Source organism: Gymnodinialimonas sp. 202GB13-11 (assembly GCF_040932485.1).
GTDB classification, from domain to species: Bacteria; Pseudomonadota; Alphaproteobacteria; order Rhodobacterales; family Rhodobacteraceae; genus Gymnodinialimonas; species Gymnodinialimonas hymeniacidonis.
Map to the genome: position 1 here is coordinate 3,250,057 of NZ_JBFRBH010000001.1, position 16,811 is coordinate 3,266,867.

Annotated in this window: 17 protein-coding genes; 6 read left to right on the forward strand and 11 right to left on the reverse strand. The window is 60.9% G+C overall.

From position 1 onward, the window contains the following. Window positions 1-13: 13 nt before the first annotated feature. Together grxC and V8J81_RS16650 are read right to left on the reverse strand one after the other, a co-directional pair. Entirely contained in the window at window positions 14-274 is a 261-nt protein-coding gene (grxC, locus tag V8J81_RS16645) for a glutaredoxin 3 (protein WP_368476869.1), read from the reverse strand. 39 nt (window positions 275-313) lie between these two features. Then, window positions 314-1,048, reverse strand: coding sequence for a double zinc ribbon domain-containing protein (locus V8J81_RS16650; protein ID WP_368476870.1), 735 nt, complete (start codon window positions 1,046-1,048; stop codon window positions 314-316). A 70-nt stretch (window positions 1,049-1,118) separates the two neighbouring features. Here V8J81_RS16650 and V8J81_RS16655 point away from each other — a divergent pair, with 70 nt between their 5' ends. Both V8J81_RS16655 and hemH read left to right on the forward strand, forming a co-directional pair. Continuing rightward, window positions 1,119-1,967, forward strand: a complete 849-nt coding sequence (locus V8J81_RS16655) for a methyltransferase domain-containing protein (protein WP_368476871.1) — start codon at window positions 1,119-1,121, stop codon at window positions 1,965-1,967. A 2-nt stretch (window positions 1,968-1,969) separates the two neighbouring features. Further along, the gene (gene hemH / locus V8J81_RS16660; protein ID WP_439649927.1) at window positions 1,970-3,028 is read left to right on the forward strand and encodes a ferrochelatase; all 1,059 of its coding nucleotides are present in this window, start codon (window positions 1,970-1,972) and stop codon (window positions 3,026-3,028) included. A 77-nt stretch (window positions 3,029-3,105) separates the two neighbouring features. Here the strand turns inward: hemH and V8J81_RS16665 are convergent, their stop codons facing one another. The 4 genes from V8J81_RS16665 to V8J81_RS16680 all read right to left on the reverse strand — a co-directional run bounded on the left by V8J81_RS16665 (window position 3,106) and on the right by V8J81_RS16680 (window position 5,941). After that, the gene (locus tag V8J81_RS16665; protein ID WP_368476873.1) at window positions 3,106-3,261 is read right to left on the reverse strand and encodes a hypothetical protein; all 156 of its coding nucleotides are present in this window, start codon (window positions 3,259-3,261) and stop codon (window positions 3,106-3,108) included. Between the two features lie 140 nt (window positions 3,262-3,401). After that, entirely contained in the window at window positions 3,402-3,809 is a 408-nt protein-coding gene (gene mutT / locus V8J81_RS16670) for an 8-oxo-dGTP diphosphatase MutT (protein WP_368476874.1), read from the reverse strand. Beyond that, window positions 3,806-5,077: a bifunctional glutamate N-acetyltransferase/amino-acid acetyltransferase ArgJ gene (argJ, locus tag V8J81_RS16675; protein WP_368476875.1), complete on the reverse strand. Its 1,272-nt coding sequence runs from the start codon at window positions 5,075-5,077 to the stop codon at window positions 3,806-3,808. The genes mutT and argJ overlap by 4 nt, the downstream gene beginning before the upstream one ends. 21 nt (window positions 5,078-5,098) lie before the next feature. After that, window positions 5,099-5,941, reverse strand: a complete 843-nt coding sequence (locus V8J81_RS16680) for a peptidylprolyl isomerase (protein ID WP_368476876.1) — start codon at window positions 5,939-5,941, stop codon at window positions 5,099-5,101. Window positions 5,942-6,160: 219 nt separating this feature from the next. On the opposite strand from V8J81_RS16680, the gene secA reads away from it, so the two are divergent. The 3 genes from secA to V8J81_RS16695 all read left to right on the forward strand — a co-directional run bounded on the left by secA (window position 6,161) and on the right by V8J81_RS16695 (window position 11,615). After that, window positions 6,161-8,929 (forward strand): preprotein translocase subunit SecA, encoded by a 2,769-nt coding sequence (gene secA / locus V8J81_RS16685; protein WP_368476877.1) that lies wholly within the window; start codon window positions 6,161-6,163, stop codon window positions 8,927-8,929. A 124-nt stretch (window positions 8,930-9,053) separates the two neighbouring features. Further along, the gene (locus tag V8J81_RS16690; protein WP_368476878.1) at window positions 9,054-10,046 is read left to right on the forward strand and encodes a hypothetical protein; all 993 of its coding nucleotides are present in this window, start codon (window positions 9,054-9,056) and stop codon (window positions 10,044-10,046) included. Window positions 10,047-10,067: 21 nt separating this feature from the next. Next, window positions 10,068-11,615 carry a substrate-binding domain-containing protein gene (locus V8J81_RS16695; protein WP_368476879.1) on the forward strand — a complete coding sequence of 516 codons (1,548 nt, stop codon included), beginning with the start codon at window positions 10,068-10,070 and terminating at the stop codon, window positions 11,613-11,615. Between the two features lie 51 nt (window positions 11,616-11,666). On the opposite strand, the gene radC is transcribed toward V8J81_RS16695, so the two are convergent. The 4 genes from radC to map all read right to left on the reverse strand — a co-directional run bounded on the left by radC (window position 11,667) and on the right by map (window position 15,384). Beyond that, window positions 11,667-12,434, reverse strand: a complete 768-nt coding sequence (gene radC, locus V8J81_RS16700; protein ID WP_368476880.1) for a RadC family protein — start codon at window positions 12,432-12,434, stop codon at window positions 11,667-11,669. Between the two features lie 35 nt (window positions 12,435-12,469). Then, entirely contained in the window at window positions 12,470-13,636 is a 1,167-nt protein-coding gene (locus V8J81_RS16705; RefSeq protein ID WP_368476881.1) for a sterol desaturase family protein, read from the reverse strand. 142 nt (window positions 13,637-13,778) lie between these two features. Continuing rightward, entirely contained in the window at window positions 13,779-14,504 is a 726-nt protein-coding gene (locus tag V8J81_RS16710; RefSeq protein WP_368476882.1) for a hypothetical protein, read from the reverse strand. 70 nt (window positions 14,505-14,574) lie between these two features. Next, a complete protein-coding gene (map, locus tag V8J81_RS16715; RefSeq protein ID WP_368476883.1) occupies window positions 14,575-15,384 on the reverse strand; it encodes a type I methionyl aminopeptidase in 810 nt (269 codons plus the stop codon). Between the two features lie 105 nt (window positions 15,385-15,489). Between map and V8J81_RS16720 the strand changes: the two genes are divergently transcribed. Further along, window positions 15,490-16,128 carry a LysE family translocator gene (locus V8J81_RS16720; RefSeq protein WP_368476884.1) on the forward strand — a complete coding sequence of 213 codons (639 nt, stop codon included), beginning with the start codon at window positions 15,490-15,492 and terminating at the stop codon, window positions 16,126-16,128. Here V8J81_RS16720 and sfsA read toward each other — a convergent pair. Then, a complete protein-coding gene (gene sfsA / locus V8J81_RS16725; protein ID WP_368476885.1) occupies window positions 16,082-16,807 on the reverse strand; it encodes a DNA/RNA nuclease SfsA in 726 nt (241 codons plus the stop codon). The genes V8J81_RS16720 and sfsA overlap by 47 nt on opposite strands. Window positions 16,808-16,811 lie beyond the last annotated feature (4 nt).

Below are 16,811 nucleotides of genomic sequence, written 5' to 3' on the forward strand. Positions count from 1 at the left end.
CGGTGCCGCAGGGTCACTCAGCCGCGAGGAGAGGGTCGAGTTTACCAATACGCTCAAGCGCAGCCATATCGTCATAGCCGCCGATGTGCTGATCGCCGATGAAGATTTGCGGAACGGTATGGCGGCCATTGGCGCGGCCCATCATCTCTTGCCGCTTGGCCGGGTCGGCGGCGACGTCGATTTCGGCGTAGCTGATACCTTTGTCGGTGAGCATCCGCTTGGCGGCGTGGCAAAAACCGCAAAGCGGCGATGTGTAGATTTCGACATGCGACATTTTGCGGTCCCCGTGTTCCGTCTGCATTGCGACGATAACCTAGGTATCCCGGCCCACGCGCGCCAGTGCAAGAACAGACACTTTTTCGGCACCGGCGGCCAGGCAGGCCTCAGCCGCCGCCGCAAACGTCGCGCCTGAGGTCATGACATCATCGACCAACACCACATTGCGCCTGTTCAGAACGCCACCGCGTCTTGGATGCGCCACAAGTGACTCGTTCACATTCTGGTGGCGGGCGTCGCGATCTTTGCCCTCTTGCGAGGGGGTCGGGCGCAGGCGGAGGAGCGCCATGGGCTCAACCTCCAGCGGTATGGGCGCATTGCGGGCCATGGACCAGGACAGAAGCGCGGCCTGGTTGAAACGGCGGCGTGCAAGGCGGGTCCAGTGCAAGGGAATGGGAACGATCAGAGGATTTTCGTGCAGTAGATCGGCGCCCGCGCGCGCCAGCCACGGCCCCGCCGCACGCGCAATGTCGGCCCTATCACCATGTTTCAGAGCCAGCACCAGTTTGCGGCCCACACCTTGATAGCCGAAAACCGCGCGGCCTTTAGACCAGGGGCGGGGCGTTGCCTCACATTCGCTGCATACAAGGGTTTCATCCGCCGGGCTGGTTTGGCCGGGCAGCCCGGTTCCGCAGATGTCGCAAGATGCGCCCAGGATGAACGGAGTGTCGGCCCAACAGGTTCCACAGATTGCAAACGGGTCTTCGACCCGCTCCGCACAGCTCAGGCACTCGGGCGGAAACACCGTGTGGAGCATGGTTTGCAATCTCATTTATGCCCCCTATTTTGCGCCCTTGGATCGGACACCGGAACAGAGCCTCGTGCACGCAGAAAACCCTAGCTTGACGGACGCCAAAGCGCTTGCTGCGCACCGTGCCCGCGCGGAGCGTGAACCCGCACGTTTCCTGCATGACGAAGCCATGCTGGAGCTTCAGGAAAGACTCATGGACGTTAACAGGAAGTTTACGTCCACGGTAATTGTGACGGATTTCCCGAAAATTTGGTGTGAATTTGCCGAAGACGCTCAGATTGTCGGCATGGCGGACACGCTCGCGCTGGAGGAGGGGGCGTATGATCTGGTGATCCACGCTATGTCGTTGCATTGGGCGGACGACCCGGTGGGGCAGATCGTGCAATGCCGACGCGCCCTGAAGCCGGATGGATTGTTCTTGGGCGTCGCCTTTGGCGGCGCGACGTTGACCGAGTTGCGGGATGCCGTGGCGCAGGCCGAGGCGCAGGTCATGGGCGGGATCAGCCCGCGAGTCGCGCCTATGGCAGAGGTGCGCGACATGGGAGGCCTGTTGCAACGGGCGGGGTTGGCGCTTCCGGTGGCCGATAGCTTGCGGAAACGCGTGACCTACAGCAATGCGATTTCGCTAATGCACGACCTACGGGCGATGGGGGAGGGCAACGCATTGGCGGAGCGGCACAGGGCCATCCCGCCCCGCGCGCTGTTCCCAACGGCGGCGGCGATTTATGCGGAAACGCACCCAGCGGAAGAAAATCGCATCCAAGCGACGTTCGAGCTCGTATTCCTTACAGGTTGGGCGCCACACGAAAGCCAGCAACAGCCTTTGCGCCCCGGCGCGGCGACCCATCGTTTGGCCGACGCCCTGAATACGAGTGAATTTGACGAAACCGCAAAACCGGTCCATGACCGGCCCGACGTTGAGAGCCCGAAAAGCCAATGAACATGATGCAAGCCAGCCCCGCGCCAGCGCTCGAACATGCCCCTGCCGACCACCCTCGGGTGAAGATGGGCAAGGTGGGCATTCTGCTGGCCAATCTCGGCACGCCCGACAATTACGATTACTGGTCCATGCGCCGGTATCTGAACGAGTTCCTGAGCGACAAGCGGGTGATCGACTACAGTCCGTGGATCTGGCAGCCGCTGTTGCAGCTGGTGATCCTGACGAAGCGGCCCTTCAGCTCGGGCGCGGCGTACAAGTCGATCTGGAATGAAGAGGCGGGGGAAAGCCCGCTGATGACAATCACCAAGGATCAGACCGCAAAGATGAAGACGCTGATGGCCGATCGGTATGGCGATGATGTGATCGTTGACTTCTGCATGCGCTATGGCAATCCGTCGACCAAGTCGAAAGTGGATGAACTGGTGGCGCAGGGCTGCACGAAGATCCTGTTTTTCCCGCTTTATCCGCAATATGCGGGGGCGACGTCGGCCACGGCCTGCGATCAGTTTTTCCGCTCTCTTGAGAACATCAAGTGGCAGCCGCAGGTGCGCACGGTGGAGCCCTACTATGAGCATCCGCTGTATATCGAGTCGCTCGCCCAGAGCATCGAGCGGGCCTATGGTGAGTTGGAAAACCGGCCTGACGTGCTGGTGTGCAGCTACCATGGCGTTCCCAAGCGCTATCTGATGGAGGGCGACCCCTATCACTGCCAGTGCCAGAAAACGACGCGCCTGCTGAAAGAGCGGCTGGGGTGGGGCGACACAGATATTGTGACAACCTTCCAGAGCCGGTTCGGGCCGGAGGAATGGCTGAAGCCTTATACGGTTGAGGAAGTGGCCAATCTGGCTGAGCAGGGAAAGAAGAAGATCGCCGTTTGCGCGCCTGCCTTCTCAGCCGATTGCATCGAGACACTGGAAGAGATCAACGAAGAGATCCGGGAGAGCTTCGAAGAGGCCGGTGGTGAGGAGTTCACCTACATCCCATGCCTGAACGACGATGATGCGCATATGCATGCGCTTGCGACGGTGGTGGAAGAGAACCTGAAAGGGTGGCTTGGGTAGACCAGACGCATCACCTGAACAGATTTGCGCCCCGGCATTTGTCGGGGCGTCTGGTTTTCAAGTTGTGTCTGGGAGTCTCAGGCCGCGAGGGCGGAGACGACAGGGCGGCCCGTGAACTGTTGGTTGCCCACGCGTACGGTCACCATGCCGTTTGCGAGTTTGCGCACGAAGTTGCCTTGAATGGACACACAGGTCCCGATGATCACGGTGGTCAACACAGTCATATCCCCCATAGACGTGTGCCCAAATGTTAGCCGGTTTGGTTAAGAAATCACTTACAAAATTACGTCTGAGTGCAACTTTCTGAAGTTTTTATGCGCTTTGTGGATAAATTCGCGGGTAATCCGGCCGATTTTCCGCGGCAATCGTCACATCAGAGCCAATCGCGGAGAATCGGTATCAGGGGGATATCCGCCGGTGGCATGGGATAGTCGCGCAGCTCGTTCGCGCGCGCCCATTTTAGGGTCTGTCCTTCGCGCGATTGCGGGATGCCGTCCCACTTGCGGCAGGCAAAAAGCGGCATGAGCAGGTGGAAATCATCGTAGCTGTGGCTGGCGAAGGTGAGCGGCGCGAGGCAGCTTTCCCAGGTGTCGATGCCGAGTTCCTCTTGCAGTTCGCGTATCAGGGCGATTTCGGGCGTCTCGCCCGGTTCGACCTTGCCGCCGGGGAATTCCCAGAGGCCTGCCATGGATTTGCCCTCGGGCCGTTGGGCCAGAAGGATGCGACCATCGGCGTCGATGAGGGCGACGGCAGAGACCAGAATGACTCTTTTATCGGTCACGAGCGGTAATCCGCGTTGATCTGGATGTAGCCGTGGGTGAGGTCGCAGGTCCACATGGTGGAGTTGCCAGAGCCGAGGCCAAGGTCCACGTCGATCAGGAGTTCCGGGGCTTTCATGTACGCCGCGCCTGCCTCTTCCGAGTAGCTTTCGGCGACCCAGCCGTTTTCCGCGACGAGGATGTCGCCGAATTTGATCTTTAGCTGGTCCCGGTCGGCCTCGGCGCCGGATTTGCCGACGGCCATCACGATGCGGCCCCAGTTCGGATCCTCGCCCGCGATGGCGGTTTTGACGAGTGGCGAATTGGCGATGGCGCGGGCGACTTTGCGGGCGTCTGCGTCAGAGGCGGCGCCGGTGACGTGGACTTCGACGAATTTCGTGGCGCCTTCACCGTCGCGCACGATCTGGTGGGCGAGGTCCTGCATGACCGTTTGCAGGGCGGCTTGGAAGGTGGGGTCGGGCGCGGTGATCGGCGCGTTGCCTGCGCGGCCTGTCGCAGCGAGCAGGACGGTGTCCGAGGTGGAGGTGTCGCTATCGACGGTTACGGCGTTGAAGCTGACCTCATTGGTGGCGGACAACATCTGCTGCAGGGCGTCTTGGGTGATGGCGGCGTCGGTGAAGACGTAGCCGAGCATTGTGGCCATATCCGGCGCGATCATGCCGGAGCCTTTGGCGAAGCCCATGATGGTGATGGTTTTGCCGTCGATTTCACAGGTCGTGACCGCACCCTTGGGGAAGGTGTCGGTTGTCATGATGGCGCGGGCGGCGGGTTCGGCCGCGTCCGGGCTGAGATCTGCGGCGATGGCGGGGAGGGCATCGGTGATCTTGTGTGCGGGCAGAGGCTCCCCGATGACGCCGGTGGAAGAGGTGAAGATGTGGCTTTCGGGCAGGTTCAACGCTTGCGCGGCGGCCTCTGCGATCAGGGCCACATCGGTAACGCCGCGTTTGCCGGTGAAGGTGTTGGCGTTGCCGGAATTCACGACGATAGCGAGGCCCTGATCAGTGCTGACCTTGGGCAGCTTGGCCTGACAATCGAGCACGGCGGCGGAGCGCGTGGCGGAGCGGGTGAAGACGCCTGCGAGAGTGGAGCCGGGCGCAATCTCGGCCAGCATCACATCGACACGGTCTTTGTGTTTCACGCCAACGGCGCCCGCGGCAAAGCGGACGCCGTCGATGGCGGGCAGGTCTGGGAAAGCGGCGGGCGCAAGCGGGGAGACCGCGTATTTGCTACCGCCGGTGGCGACGGCCACCTTGCTGGGTGTGTCCGACATGGTGGCCCTTTCCGCCGTTGCTTATTCCGCGATCAGAGCTTGGTCACGGATAACGGCGGGGTCAATCTCCACCTCTGGGCGTTCGATCTCGGCGGCTTCGGTCAGTTCCTGAAGGCGGGCATCGACGCGGGCGCGGCGGAGTTCTTCTTCGAGCTCGGGCGCGACCTCTTCGAGGGTCGGCAGAGGCTGTTCCCGGGTCTCGTTCAAGAGAACAACGTGCCAGCCGAATTGCGTTTGCACAGGCGCGGAGACACCGCCGACCTCAAGCGCGAACACGGCCTCTTCAAACTCGGGCACCATCATGCCGGCGCCGAACCAACCGAGCGCGCCACCGTTGGGGCCCGACGGCCCGATCGAGTTCTCAGCGGCGAGTTCGGCGAAATCGGCCCCTTCGGCGAGTTGGTCGATGATCGCCTGTGCCTCTTCCTCGGTCTCCAGCAGGATGTGGGCGGCGTTGTATTCAACCGTTGGCTCGGCATCGCCATAGATGGCGTCATATTCTGCCTGAAGCTCTTCCTCGGTCAGTTCGGCCATGGCGACATCGTCCATGAACATCGCGGCGAGGAAGGCGCGGCGTTCATTCTCAAGACCCAACTGCATCTCGCGGCTGATGTCGGAGGCTTCGGCAGCCTCGGCCAGCACTTGCTGCTGGATCAACTGTTCCAACATGCCGTCAAAGAGGACCTCATCCGGAAGAGTCTGGTACTCGGCTGGCAGCATCTGGCGCATGGCGATGAGGTGGCCGACGGTGATCGCCTCACCATTGACGGTGGCCAAAACGGTTTCACCATTCACGTGGCCATCGGCATAGGCAGGAGCGGCCAAGGCAAGCGCCATCGCGCCGGACATCAGAAAGCGTTTCATCGGGAAAATCCTTGTTGGGGGCGAGGGCGTGCAAACGCGGGATCGCCTTACGTTGACTATCATCGGGCCGACCCTTATCTCGCTGATGGGTTCATCTCGGGGCCTTGGCCGTTGGCGGAAGATGTAGACCGCCGCGATGGGCCGAACAACCCACGACACCCACACGATATGTTCAGACGCGATTGGCCGCGCAGGCGCGGTTCGAAAAGAGGTTGAGATATGTTCGGTAAGCTGGCGAAGAAGGTCTTTGGCACCCCCAATGACCGCAAGGTGAAAGCCGTCCGTTCCGTCATCGACAAGATCAACGCGCTGGAATCCGATTTCGAAAGCCTGAGCGATACCGAGATCGTCGCCAAGACCGCCGAGTTCCGCAATCGCGCCCAGAATGGCGAGGCGTTGGACGATCTGCTACCGGAAGCTTTCGCCAACTGCCGCGAGGCCGCCAAGCGTGCGCTGGGTCTGCGGGCCTTTGACGTGCAGCTGATCGGGGCGCTGTTCATCCATCAGGGTAATATCGCCGAGATGAAGACGGGTGAGGGCAAGACGCTTGTGGCGACCTTTGCCGCCTATCTGAACGCGCTGACCGGCGAAGGCGTGCATGTTGTGACGGTCAACGATTACCTCGCCAAGCGTGACAGCGAATGGATGGGCAAGGTGTTCACCGCTTTGGGTATGACCACCGGCGTTGTTTACCCGCGCCAGCCCGAAGACGAGAAGAAGCAGGCCTATGCCTGTGACATCACCTACGCCACCAACAATGAGCTTGGGTTCGACTACCTGCGTGACAACATGCGCGGGTCGATCGACCAGATGGCGCAGCGCGGGCATAATTTCGCAATTGTGGACGAGGTCGACTCGATCCTCATCGACGAAGCGCGGACGCCGCTGATTATCTCAGGCCCGACGCAGGACCGCTCAGACCTGTACATCAGCATCGACAAGATTATTCCGAAGGTAGAAGACCACCACTACACGCTGGACGAAAAGACACGTCAGGCGACCTTCACCGATGAGGGTAACGACTTCCTCGAAGAGATCCTGCACGCGGAAGGCGTCTTGCCCGAGGGCCAGTCTCTCTATGACCCGGAAAGCACGACCATCGTGCACCACGTCACCAATGCTTTGCGTGCGCACAAGGTGTTCACCAAGGACAAGGAATACATCGTCCGCGACGGTGAGGTTGTGCTGGTCGACGAATTTACCGGCCGCATGATGCCGGGCCGGCGTATGTCGGAAGGCCTGCACCAGGCGATTGAGGCGAAGGAAGGCTGCAAGATCCAGCCGGAGAACGTGACGCTCGCGAGCGTGACGTTCCAGAACTACTTCCGCCTCTACAACAAGCTGGGTGGCATGACCGGGACGGCGGCGACGGAAGCAGAAGAATTTGCCTCGATCTACGGGCTGGGTGTGGTTGAGATTCCGACGAACCGCGAGATTGCGCGGATCGACGAGGATGACGCTGTCTACCGCACGGCGCGGGAAAAATATGAGGCCATCGTGAAGGCGATTGCCGACGCCCATGGACGTGGACAGCCAGTACTGGTTGGCACGACTTCCATCGAGAAGTCCGAGATGCTGGGTCAGATGCTTGAGAAGGCTGGTCTGCCCTACAACATCCTCAACGCGCGTCAGCACGAGCAGGAGGCGCAGATCGTTGCCGATGCAGGCAAGCTAGGCGCGGTGACGATTGCAACGAACATGGCCGGTCGTGGGACTGACATCAAACTGGGCGGCAATGTCGAGTTCAAGGTGATGGAGGCGATTGCCGCAGACCCTGAGGGCGACCCGGAAGAAATTCGGGCCCGCATTGAAGCGCAGCATGAAACCGACGAACAGGCGGTTAAGGATGCCGGTGGCCTGTACGTTCTGGCGACCGAGCGCCATGAAAGCCGCCGCATCGACAACCAGTTGCGCGGTCGCTCCGGCCGCCAGGGTGATCCGGGCAAGTCGAGCTTCTTCCTGTCGTTGGAAGATGACCTGATGCGCATCTTCGGGTCGGAGCGGCTGGACAAGATGCTCAACACGTTGGGCATGCAAGAAGGTGAGGCGATTGTGCACCCTTGGGTGAACAAGTCGCTGGAGCGCGCGCAGGCGAAAGTCGAGGGGCGTAACTTCGACATCCGCAAGCAGCTTCTGAAATTTGACGATGTGATGAACGACCAGCGGAAAGTCGTGTTCGGCCAGCGCCGGGACATCATGGGCGCTGAGGATATTGCTGAGGTCGCCAAGGACATGCGCGATCAGGTGATCGAGGACATGGTCGACACCTACATGCCGCCCAAGACCTATGCCGATCAATGGGACGTCGACGGGCTGAAAGAAAGCGCGCAGAAGGTGCTGGGTGTCGATCTGCCGATCGAGACCTGGGCCAATGAAGATGGCGTTGACCAAGAGGTCGCGCTGGAACGGCTTGAGAAGGCTGCGGACGAATACATGGCGTCGAAAGCCGCGCAATTCGGGCCAGAGCAGATGCGGAACATCGAAAAGCAGGTATTGCTGCAAACCATCGACCAGAAATGGCAGGAGCATCTGCTGACGCTGGAACATCTGCGCTCGGTCGTCGGCTTCCGGGGCTATGCGCAGCGCGATCCGCTGAACGAATACAAGACCGAGGCGTTCCAACTGTTCGAAGGGATGCTGGACGGGCTGCGCACCGATGTGACGGAAAAGCTCGCGCGGATTCAGCCGCTGACGCCGGAACAGCAAGAGGCGCTGATGGCGCAACTGCGCCAGCAGCAGGAGGCCGCGCAGAAGCAGATGGCCGGTGCGACCGCGGATGGCGGAGGTGCTGCTGCTGCCGGTGCGGCCAGTGCGGGTGCTGCAGCCATCGCTGATCCTGTCGCCGAAGCGCGCGCTGCGGGCTTTCCCAATGCCATCGAAGGTTTTGTGGAAGACGATCCGAATACCTGGGGTAGCCCAGGCCGGAACGATGTCTGCCCATGCGGATCGGGCAAGAAATTCAAGCACTGCCACGGCCGGTTGAGCTGAACCGATTGGGGCGAAATTGCGAAAAGTGACGCGATCTCGCCCCTATTTCCCACGTTTTGAGGCTTATTGAGGCCCGAATCCCCTCCCATCCTGCCCGCGGGTAAGAAGATGTGGAGTGTGGGACATGTTGAATACATTGGTCATCCGAGGCGCCGCCTTTTGCGTGCTGGCCTCAGGCGGTGTGCTTTACGCGATGGACAGCGGGTTGATCGGCAGTGCCGAAGGTGCGAGCGCGGATGTTGCTGGCGAACAGACGCTGACATCAGAGTCGCGCGCGGTTCACTCGCTTTCGCCTGAGCTTCCTATCATCGCAACCCATGCGGACGTACGCCTGCCGATGGCAGCGGAACCGGTGGCCCCCGAAGCCATGGTTGTGCCGGCGACCTTCGACAATGAGCCTGAAACACCAGCACCGGAAACGCCAACTGAGTTGAGCGATCTTGGCCTGCCCTGCGACATTACACTGACCGCCACAGCCATGCCCGCGGCAATGGTTGCTTTGGACGTGATGGCCCCGTGCCGGACAGAGGCGGCGGTGCAGATCAACCATTCCGGCATGATGTTTGAGGCGCAAACTGATGCGCTTGGCCTTCTGACCCTCGATATTCCGGCATTTGAAACGCCTGCCTTCTTCTCGGTCACATTCGACGATGGAGTTGAGGAAACCGTGCTGGTGGGCCTGCCTGATCTTTTGGACTTCGACCGGATCGGCCTGACTTGGCAGGGTGATATGGGCCTTGAATTGCACGCGATGGAATTTGGTGCCGAATTCGGCGGTGAAGGCCATGTCTGGCAGGAAGCCCCGGCCACAGCAGATGCCGCCATTGCGGGTGAAGGCGGGTTCCTGACCGAGGTTGTCGTGGGCGACAGCTTCACCCAGGTCTACACATTGCCCCGCGCCACATTGCGCGAAGGGGAGTCAGTGCGCCTGTCCATCGACGCGCCGATCACCGCCAACAATTGTGCCGCCAGCGTCCTGGCGCGGACGCTGCGCACCGAAGGGGCAGGCCCAGTGGATATCACCGAGCTAACTTTCACAGTGCCCGGATGTGACGCGATTGGCGACGTTCTGGTCTTGCAAAACCTTCTCGACGACCTGAGACTCGCCTCGAATTGAGGCCAGTTCGCGGGATGTCCCATGGGATACCGGATCGGGGCGGCCATCGGGGCCGCCCTTTCCTTTTTAGGCTGTATTGCCACGGCGCAGGACGTCGAATTGCGCTCGCTCGACGGGAGTGTGGAGCTTGAGGGCAACCTGATTTCCTACGATGAGGCGTTCTACCGGCTGGAAACGGTCTATGGCGCGCTGACAGTGGCGGCAGAAGGCGTGTCCTGCGCCGGGCCGGGCTGCCCTGATTTGGGGACATTTGTAGCCGAGGCGCGGATTGCGGGCGCGGCCACGGTGGCCGAGGGGTTGTTGCCCGACCTGCTGGACGCTTTCGCCGCGGCGCAGGGCATGACCCTCGAAGAGGCGGATGAAGATGGCCCCACCTTTGTATTGCGGCGCGAAGATGGATCACCGGCGGCGCGATTCACGGTCGTGGCGGGCACGACGGATGATGGATTTCTGGCACTTCTGAACCGAGAGGCGGACATCGCGCTTGCGCTGCGAGAGCCTTCCATCGCTGAACTGCGCGCGGCGGAGGCGGCTAGCCCGGACGACCCGCCACTGGACGATAGGGTGCGCGTCTTAGCGTTGGACGCGCTGGTGCCGATGGTCTCGGCTGAAAACCCATTGGACAGCCTGACTCTGCCACAGATTGCGCAGCTCTTCTCGGGCGAGGTGGTAAATTGGCAGGAACTCGGGGGGCCGGACGCGCCAATTGCGCTGCATCTGCTTTCGCCGGGACTTGGGCTTGCGCAAGCATTTTCCGCGCGTGTGTTGTTGCCGTCGGATGCGGGCCTGTCCGCTGACATTATCCGCCATGAGAATGCGGCGTCCCTCGCGGAAGCCGTAGCTAACGACGCTTATGCAGTCGGGATAACGGCTCGATCGGGGATCGGCCCCGCGCGTGCCCTGCCGCTGTCGGGGGCCTGCGGGTTCGCGCAAAGTGCTACGGGCGATGCGGTGAAGGCAGAGGACTATCCGCTGACGGCACCGGTCTACATGTACCTAGCCCCGCAGCGCCTGCCGCTTTTGGTGCGGCAGTTTCTGGCGTTCACCGAAACGGAAGTGGCCGAACGCCGTGTGCGGGACGCCGGATTTGTTGATCAGCTTCTGACGCGCACTCCGATGGCGTTGCAGGGCGAACGCCTGGCCAGCGCGATCCGTGCAGGGGGCGAAGATGTGGCGCTGGAGGATTTGCAGGACATGGTCGAGGTGCTTGGAACAGCCGAACGCCTGTCGACCACGCTGCGGTTCAATCCGGGCGGGACGGAGCTGGACATTCAATCGCGGGCCTCTATCGCGCGCCTCGCCATGGCAGTGGAACGCGGGGCCTTTGATGGGCGGCGCATTATCTTTGCAGGGTTCTCTGACGGGGACGGACCAGCAAGCGTGAATGCGCGCCTATCGTTGCGGCGGGCGGGCGTGGTGCGGGATGCGTTTCTGGCCGCGTCGAGCACAGCTGCACCGGACCGGGTGGAACTCGTAACGCATGGGTTTGGTGAAGCCATGCCGATGGCCTGTGATGACACCGATTGGGGCCGGGCGGTGAACCGTCGGGTTGAGGTGTGGTTGGATTGAGCCAAGCGGAAAACCGCGCTTTCCGGGTGGAGTTCGCGGCAATCCGTTTTGCTATAGGTAACCTTCGGAGCGGAAGCTAAGCTCGCGCGCTTTGCCGATCACCAGATGATCGTGGATCGTGATGTTGAAGATCTCAGCCGCATCGCGAATGGCGAATGTCATTTCAATATCGGATTGGCTTGGCGTTGGATCACCTGACGGGTGGTTGTGCACGAGGATCAGAGCGGTGGCATTCAGCTCTAGCGCCCGTTTCACGACCTCGCGCGGGTAGACCGGCACATGATCGACGGTACCTTCGGCTTGCGCCTCATCCGCGATGAGGACGTTTTTACGGTCCAGATACAGAACGCGAAACTGTTCGATATCGCGGTGGGCCATGGCGGTCTGGCAATATTCGAGCAGCGCATCCCATGAGCTGAGGATCGGTTTCTGCATGACCTTGGCGCGCGCCATGCGGTGGCCCACGGCCTCGATGAGCTTCAGCTGGAAGACGACCTTGTCGCCGACCCCCTCAATCTCTTTCAGACGGGCCGGGGGTGCGGCAAGGACGCGGTTGAGATCCCCGAAATGCGCGATGAGGCGCTTGGCGAGCGGCTTGGTGTCGCCGCGCAGGATGGCACCGTAAAGGACCATCTCCAGCAGCTCGTAATCCGGCACGGCATCCGGCCCGCCTTCGGTAAAACGCGCGCGCAGACGGTCGCGATGTTTGAGGCGGTGATCCTCGGCCCCTTTCGACGGGCCAGACGCCCTGCGCACAGGTGTGGCCTTCACGAAACGGGGTAAGACTTCTTCAAAGGAAAAGGCGGGCTGTTCGGACATATGCCGCAGCCTGCCCCGGAATGGTTAACGAAGCGTTATTCGCCGGGCGGTGGCGTCGGTTCACGCCGGAACTTGGACGAGAACGGATACATGAACTGCTTCCAATACCCGCGCGGAACGGTGTCACCGACGACGCCATATTGCTCGGGCCATTCGCCTTTGTCGGGCAAATGATGGGTGCCGAAGAGCCAATCGTAGATCGGGAAATGGCTGGAATAATTGATGTCGATCGCGTCGCGATCCGACCCGTGGTGCCAGTGGTGAAACCGGGGCGTGACGATGAAGCGCTCCAGGAAGCCCATCTTCCACCCGATATTAGCGTGGATGAAGCTCGACGAGAAATAGACGATCAGCAGGTAGGCCTGGATCGCCTCGGGCATGAAGCCGAGCGTGAACATCGGCACAGCGGTCAGGCTGCGCAGGATGGCAATCTCGATGAAATGCATCCGCGCACCGGCGAGCCAATCCATCTTTTTCGTGGAATGGTGGATCGCGTGGAAGTTCCACAGGAACGGGAACGTGTGGAAGGCGCGGTGGACCCAATATTGCACGAAATCGGTGGCCGCCATGATAACGATGACCTGAACCCAGAACGGCATCGACGCAATCCAGGCGCGGGTGGCATCAAGGTCGATATTGGCGTTCACGTAGTTGGCGGGGGCCAGCGTGATGAAGCCAAGCACCTGCACGAACATAGAAGAGATGAGGTAGTAAAACATGTCTTCCTGCCATTCGGGGCGGAAGACGGTTTGCTCGGACCGTGCCGGGAAGAAGCGTTCGAGTGGGACGAAGAGGAAGCCGACGACCAGCACGTTGATGATGAAGTAATCGAGTCCGAAGTAGAGGCTTTGCGGCGGTGCGCCTGCGGTGTCGGGCTGCGTGGTGGCCATGAGGCTGGCGACGACTGTGACGGCCAGCGCACACCAACCCAGTGATTTGCGGCGCCCGATGATCAGCGACAAAAGCGCCAGCGCATAGCCGGACAAAAGCAGGAAGCGCATCACCACGGTCATGATGCCGTTTTGGTGGATGAAGGCGATTTCGGGGTAGCTGAAGGTCTCAGGATACCAGCGCAGCAATACGATCAGGAGGCCTGCCAGCCCGGCCAACAGGGCCAGGGATCCGCTAAGCCAGCCGGAGCCAAGCGGGCGGTCTTCACGCGGGGTTTCAAGGTGCGATATGACGGATCGTAAAAAGCTCATGTCTGTCGCCTAGCCGTGTCGTTTGGCCGAAGTATGGCCAAATTCCCAATCAGCCAGAAGCTTAAAGGCGCGCGTTTCTTCAATGCCATCGCAAAGGGTTGCCCAATTGCGCCATATCGCTTTGCGAAGGCATATCAGCCTCTTATTCGGAAAGGCCCAGATACTCCCACTCGGACATCATATGACCTGTGATGGACGCAGCGAGTGTTTCGGCATCGACAGCCGGAACCAGCGTAAGATTGATACGAGAGACGGCCATCAGGCTTTCGACCTGATCAGGATGCGGAAAAATAACCGCGCGCACCAATTCTCGACCACCACTTTCGGGCCGGATATGAGAGCCAATCATTTGGACGGCATTCGGGACATTACCCAATTCCACACGTTCGAGAACCAGTAACTCACCTTCGGGGAACGCCCCAATTGCACTTGGAAAAATCTGTTCACGCAGCAATTGCGCCGCCAAGTCAGCGCGCATTTGCAGTGGGTCATCGGCCTCTGCCGCCATCGGGATGTTCGCGGTGGTAACCTGGAAATTTTCCAGAAATAGGCCCTGCTCCGTGGTTTCATCCGAGACGTATGTGAATTGGAAGGCCGCGAATGCACCGCCATCAGGAAGCAGAAAGTCACGGACAGTAACGCCATCGAAACGCGGCACGTAAACGCGGAAACGCACTGGAACGTCGATATCAAACCGCTCGGTTATGCCTTCATCATAGGTGTATGTATCTGACAAAAGCAGCCCGCCACCCCGGCTGATATAACGCTCGGCCACTTCGGCGGCGGCTTCCGTTTGGGCCTGTGCAACAGAAACCGGGATAAGGGATAGGCTGATGCCCAGAAGAATTGCGGACAGATGAGAAGGCATACTGAAAGCTCCGACTAAAATGGTCGGCACAGGCTAGGTCAGGGAAGCCAGATGGATCAACAGTTGCGTGTTAGCCCCAGGTTGGGTGGAACTTGCCCGCGGGTGAAAGCGTGAAGATCTCGGCCCCATCGGCGGTTACGCCAATGGAATGCTCGAATTGGGCGCTGAGGCTTTTGTCGCGGGTCACGGCGGTCCAATCATCGGAGAGGACCTTCGTTTCCGGGCGCCCGAGGTTCACCATCGGCTCGATTGTGAAGAACATGCCTTCTTCCAGCACGGGGCCCGTGCCGGGGCGGCCGTAGTGGAGCACGTTGGGTGGGGCGTGGAACACCTGCCCCAGACCGTGACCGCAGAAATCGCGCACGACGGACATGCGCTTGGACTCGACGAAGGATTGGATCGCGTAGCCGATATCACCGAAGGTCTTGCCGGGTTTCACAGCCTCGATGCCTTTGAACAGCGCGTCGTGGGTCACTTGGATCAACCGCTCAGCCTTACGGGGCAGATTGCCCGCCACGAACATGCGAGACGTGTCGCCGAACCAGCCATCGACAATCACGGTGACGTCGATGTTTACGATATCGCCGTCCTTCAGCTTCTTCTCGCTGGGGATGCCGTGGCAGACGACGTGGTTGATGCTGATGCAAGAGGCGTGCTGATAGCCGCGATAGCCGATGGTGGCGGACGTCGCCTCAGCCTCATTCACCCAGGCCTCGATCTGCGCATCGAGCGCGCCCGTGGTCACACCGGGCACCACCAGAGGCGCGACCCGGTCGAGAATGTCAGCCGCAAGCGCCCCCGCCCGGTGCATCCCGGCGAAGTCAGCTTGTTGGTGAATGCGGATGCCGTCTTTGGTGAGGCGGCCTTTGAAATCGTCCACGGGGACTCTCCAAGTGTTGCGCGAGATCTAATTTAGGGCGTTCGAGATCGAATTGCCAGCAGGGCGGACTTGCGCGGTCGAGCGCCTGAATGCAAGGTCGCCGCCATGATTGATTGGCTGATTTTCATCCCCGCTTGTTTTGCGCTGAACCTCGCCTTTGGGCCGAACAACCTGCTGGCGATGACCCATGGCGCGCGGGGCGGCGTTGCCTTTGCGCAGAAGGCAGCGATTGGCCGCCTGCTGGTCTTTGTGCCAATGATTGGGTTGAGCGCGCTGGGCCTGGGATTGGTTCTGACCGCGTCGGCCGCCCTGTTCAGTGTCGTGAAGGTGATCGGTGCGATTTACCTGATCTGGCTGGGCGTACGGTTGTGGCGCGCGGCGGCATCCGCACAGGTCGAGGTGGGCGCGACGACAAACCTATCGATGTCCCGCGCCTTTCGGGCCGAGGCGCTGGTTGCCCTGAGCAATCCGAAAGCCATACTGATCTTTGCAGCGTTTTTCCCACAATTCGTCAGCGTGGAGGCCTATTGGCAAAGCTATCTGGCCCTTGGCGCAGCCTTTTTGGCGCTCGAAGCGGTGGCGATCTTTGCCTATGCCTGCGCGGGTCGGTTCACCATGCGGGTGGCGGCGGACCGCATGCCGTGGATACAGCGGGCCTCCGGCGCGATGATGGCTATGTTTGGCGTGCTTTTGTTGATCAGTCCCGCGCCTGAGGCGATGGGTCGACCGGCAGCGGCCCGCTGAGGACAATGCCCTCCGGCGAAATCTTGGTGCCATGGCAGATAACTTCGACGCCAGCGTCCCGCGCAGCGTCGAAGGCTTTCGCGTAGTGGGGGTCAAGATCCGGGGCGAGGCGGAAGCGGGTGCAATCGGTGCGTTGCACGACATAAAGCATCACCGCGCGGCCGCCTTGTTGGGCGATGGTTGTGAGTTCGCGCAAATGCTTGGCGCCGCGTTCAGTCACGCAATCGGGGAATTCGGCCCAATCGCTGTCACGGCGGAGGTGGCAGTTCTTCACTTCGACATAGGCATCGGGGCGACCCGGTTCGCTGAGAAGGAAGTCGATGCGGCTGTTCTCGGCTCCATAGCGTTGCACGGGTTTAGTCTCTGAATAGCCGGCTAGGGCCGGTATCTGCCCTTCCGCCAGCGCATCTTTTACCAACCGGTTAGGTAGGCCCGCATCGATCCCGGCGAAATGCCCGTCCGGCAATTCCACCAACCGCCAGCCGTATTTCAACTTCTTTTTCGGGTCGTCATTGGACAGCAGCCAGATGCGCGCACCGTCATCCTTGAGACCCATCATCGAGCCGGGATTGGGGCAATGGGCTGTTACCTCGCTCCCGTCCTCCAGCACACAATCGGCAAGGAAGCGTTTGTAACGGCGGATCAGGCGGGCGGGGACAAGTGGGGTTGGAAAGATCATGGGG

Excerpts from the sequence above, each read along its gene's own strand:
- grxC (WP_368476869.1), bottom strand. The coding sequence starts at position 274 with ATGTCGCATGTCGAAATCTACACATCGCCGCTTTGCGGTTTTTGCCAC.
- V8J81_RS16650 (WP_368476870.1), bottom strand. The coding sequence starts at position 1,048 with ATGAGATTGCAAACCATGCTCCACACGGTGTTTCCGCCCGAGTGCCTG.
- hemH (WP_439649927.1), top strand. The coding sequence starts at position 1,970 with ATGATGCAAGCCAGCCCCGCGCCAGCGCTCGAACATGCCCCTGCCGAC.
- V8J81_RS16665 (WP_368476873.1), bottom strand. The coding sequence starts at position 3,261 with ATGGGGGATATGACTGTGTTGACCACCGTGATCATCGGGACCTGTGTG.
- argJ (WP_368476875.1), bottom strand. The coding sequence starts at position 5,077 with ATGTCGGACACACCCAGCAAGGTGGCCGTCGCCACCGGCGGTAGCAAA.
- V8J81_RS16680 (WP_368476876.1), bottom strand. The coding sequence starts at position 5,941 with ATGAAACGCTTTCTGATGTCCGGCGCGATGGCGCTTGCCTTGGCCGCT.
- secA (WP_368476877.1), top strand. The coding sequence starts at position 6,161 with ATGTTCGGTAAGCTGGCGAAGAAGGTCTTTGGCACCCCCAATGACCGC.
- V8J81_RS16690 (WP_368476878.1), top strand. The coding sequence starts at position 9,054 with ATGTTGAATACATTGGTCATCCGAGGCGCCGCCTTTTGCGTGCTGGCC.
- V8J81_RS16695 (WP_368476879.1), top strand. The coding sequence starts at position 10,068 with ATGGGATACCGGATCGGGGCGGCCATCGGGGCCGCCCTTTCCTTTTTA.
- radC (WP_368476880.1), bottom strand. The coding sequence starts at position 12,434 with ATGTCCGAACAGCCCGCCTTTTCCTTTGAAGAAGTCTTACCCCGTTTC.
- V8J81_RS16705 (WP_368476881.1), bottom strand. The coding sequence starts at position 13,636 with ATGAGCTTTTTACGATCCGTCATATCGCACCTTGAAACCCCGCGTGAA.
- V8J81_RS16710 (WP_368476882.1), bottom strand. The coding sequence starts at position 14,504 with ATGCCTTCTCATCTGTCCGCAATTCTTCTGGGCATCAGCCTATCCCTT.
- V8J81_RS16720 (WP_368476884.1), top strand. The coding sequence starts at position 15,490 with ATGATTGATTGGCTGATTTTCATCCCCGCTTGTTTTGCGCTGAACCTC.
- sfsA (WP_368476885.1), bottom strand. The coding sequence starts at position 16,807 with ATGATCTTTCCAACCCCACTTGTCCCCGCCCGCCTGATCCGCCGTTAC.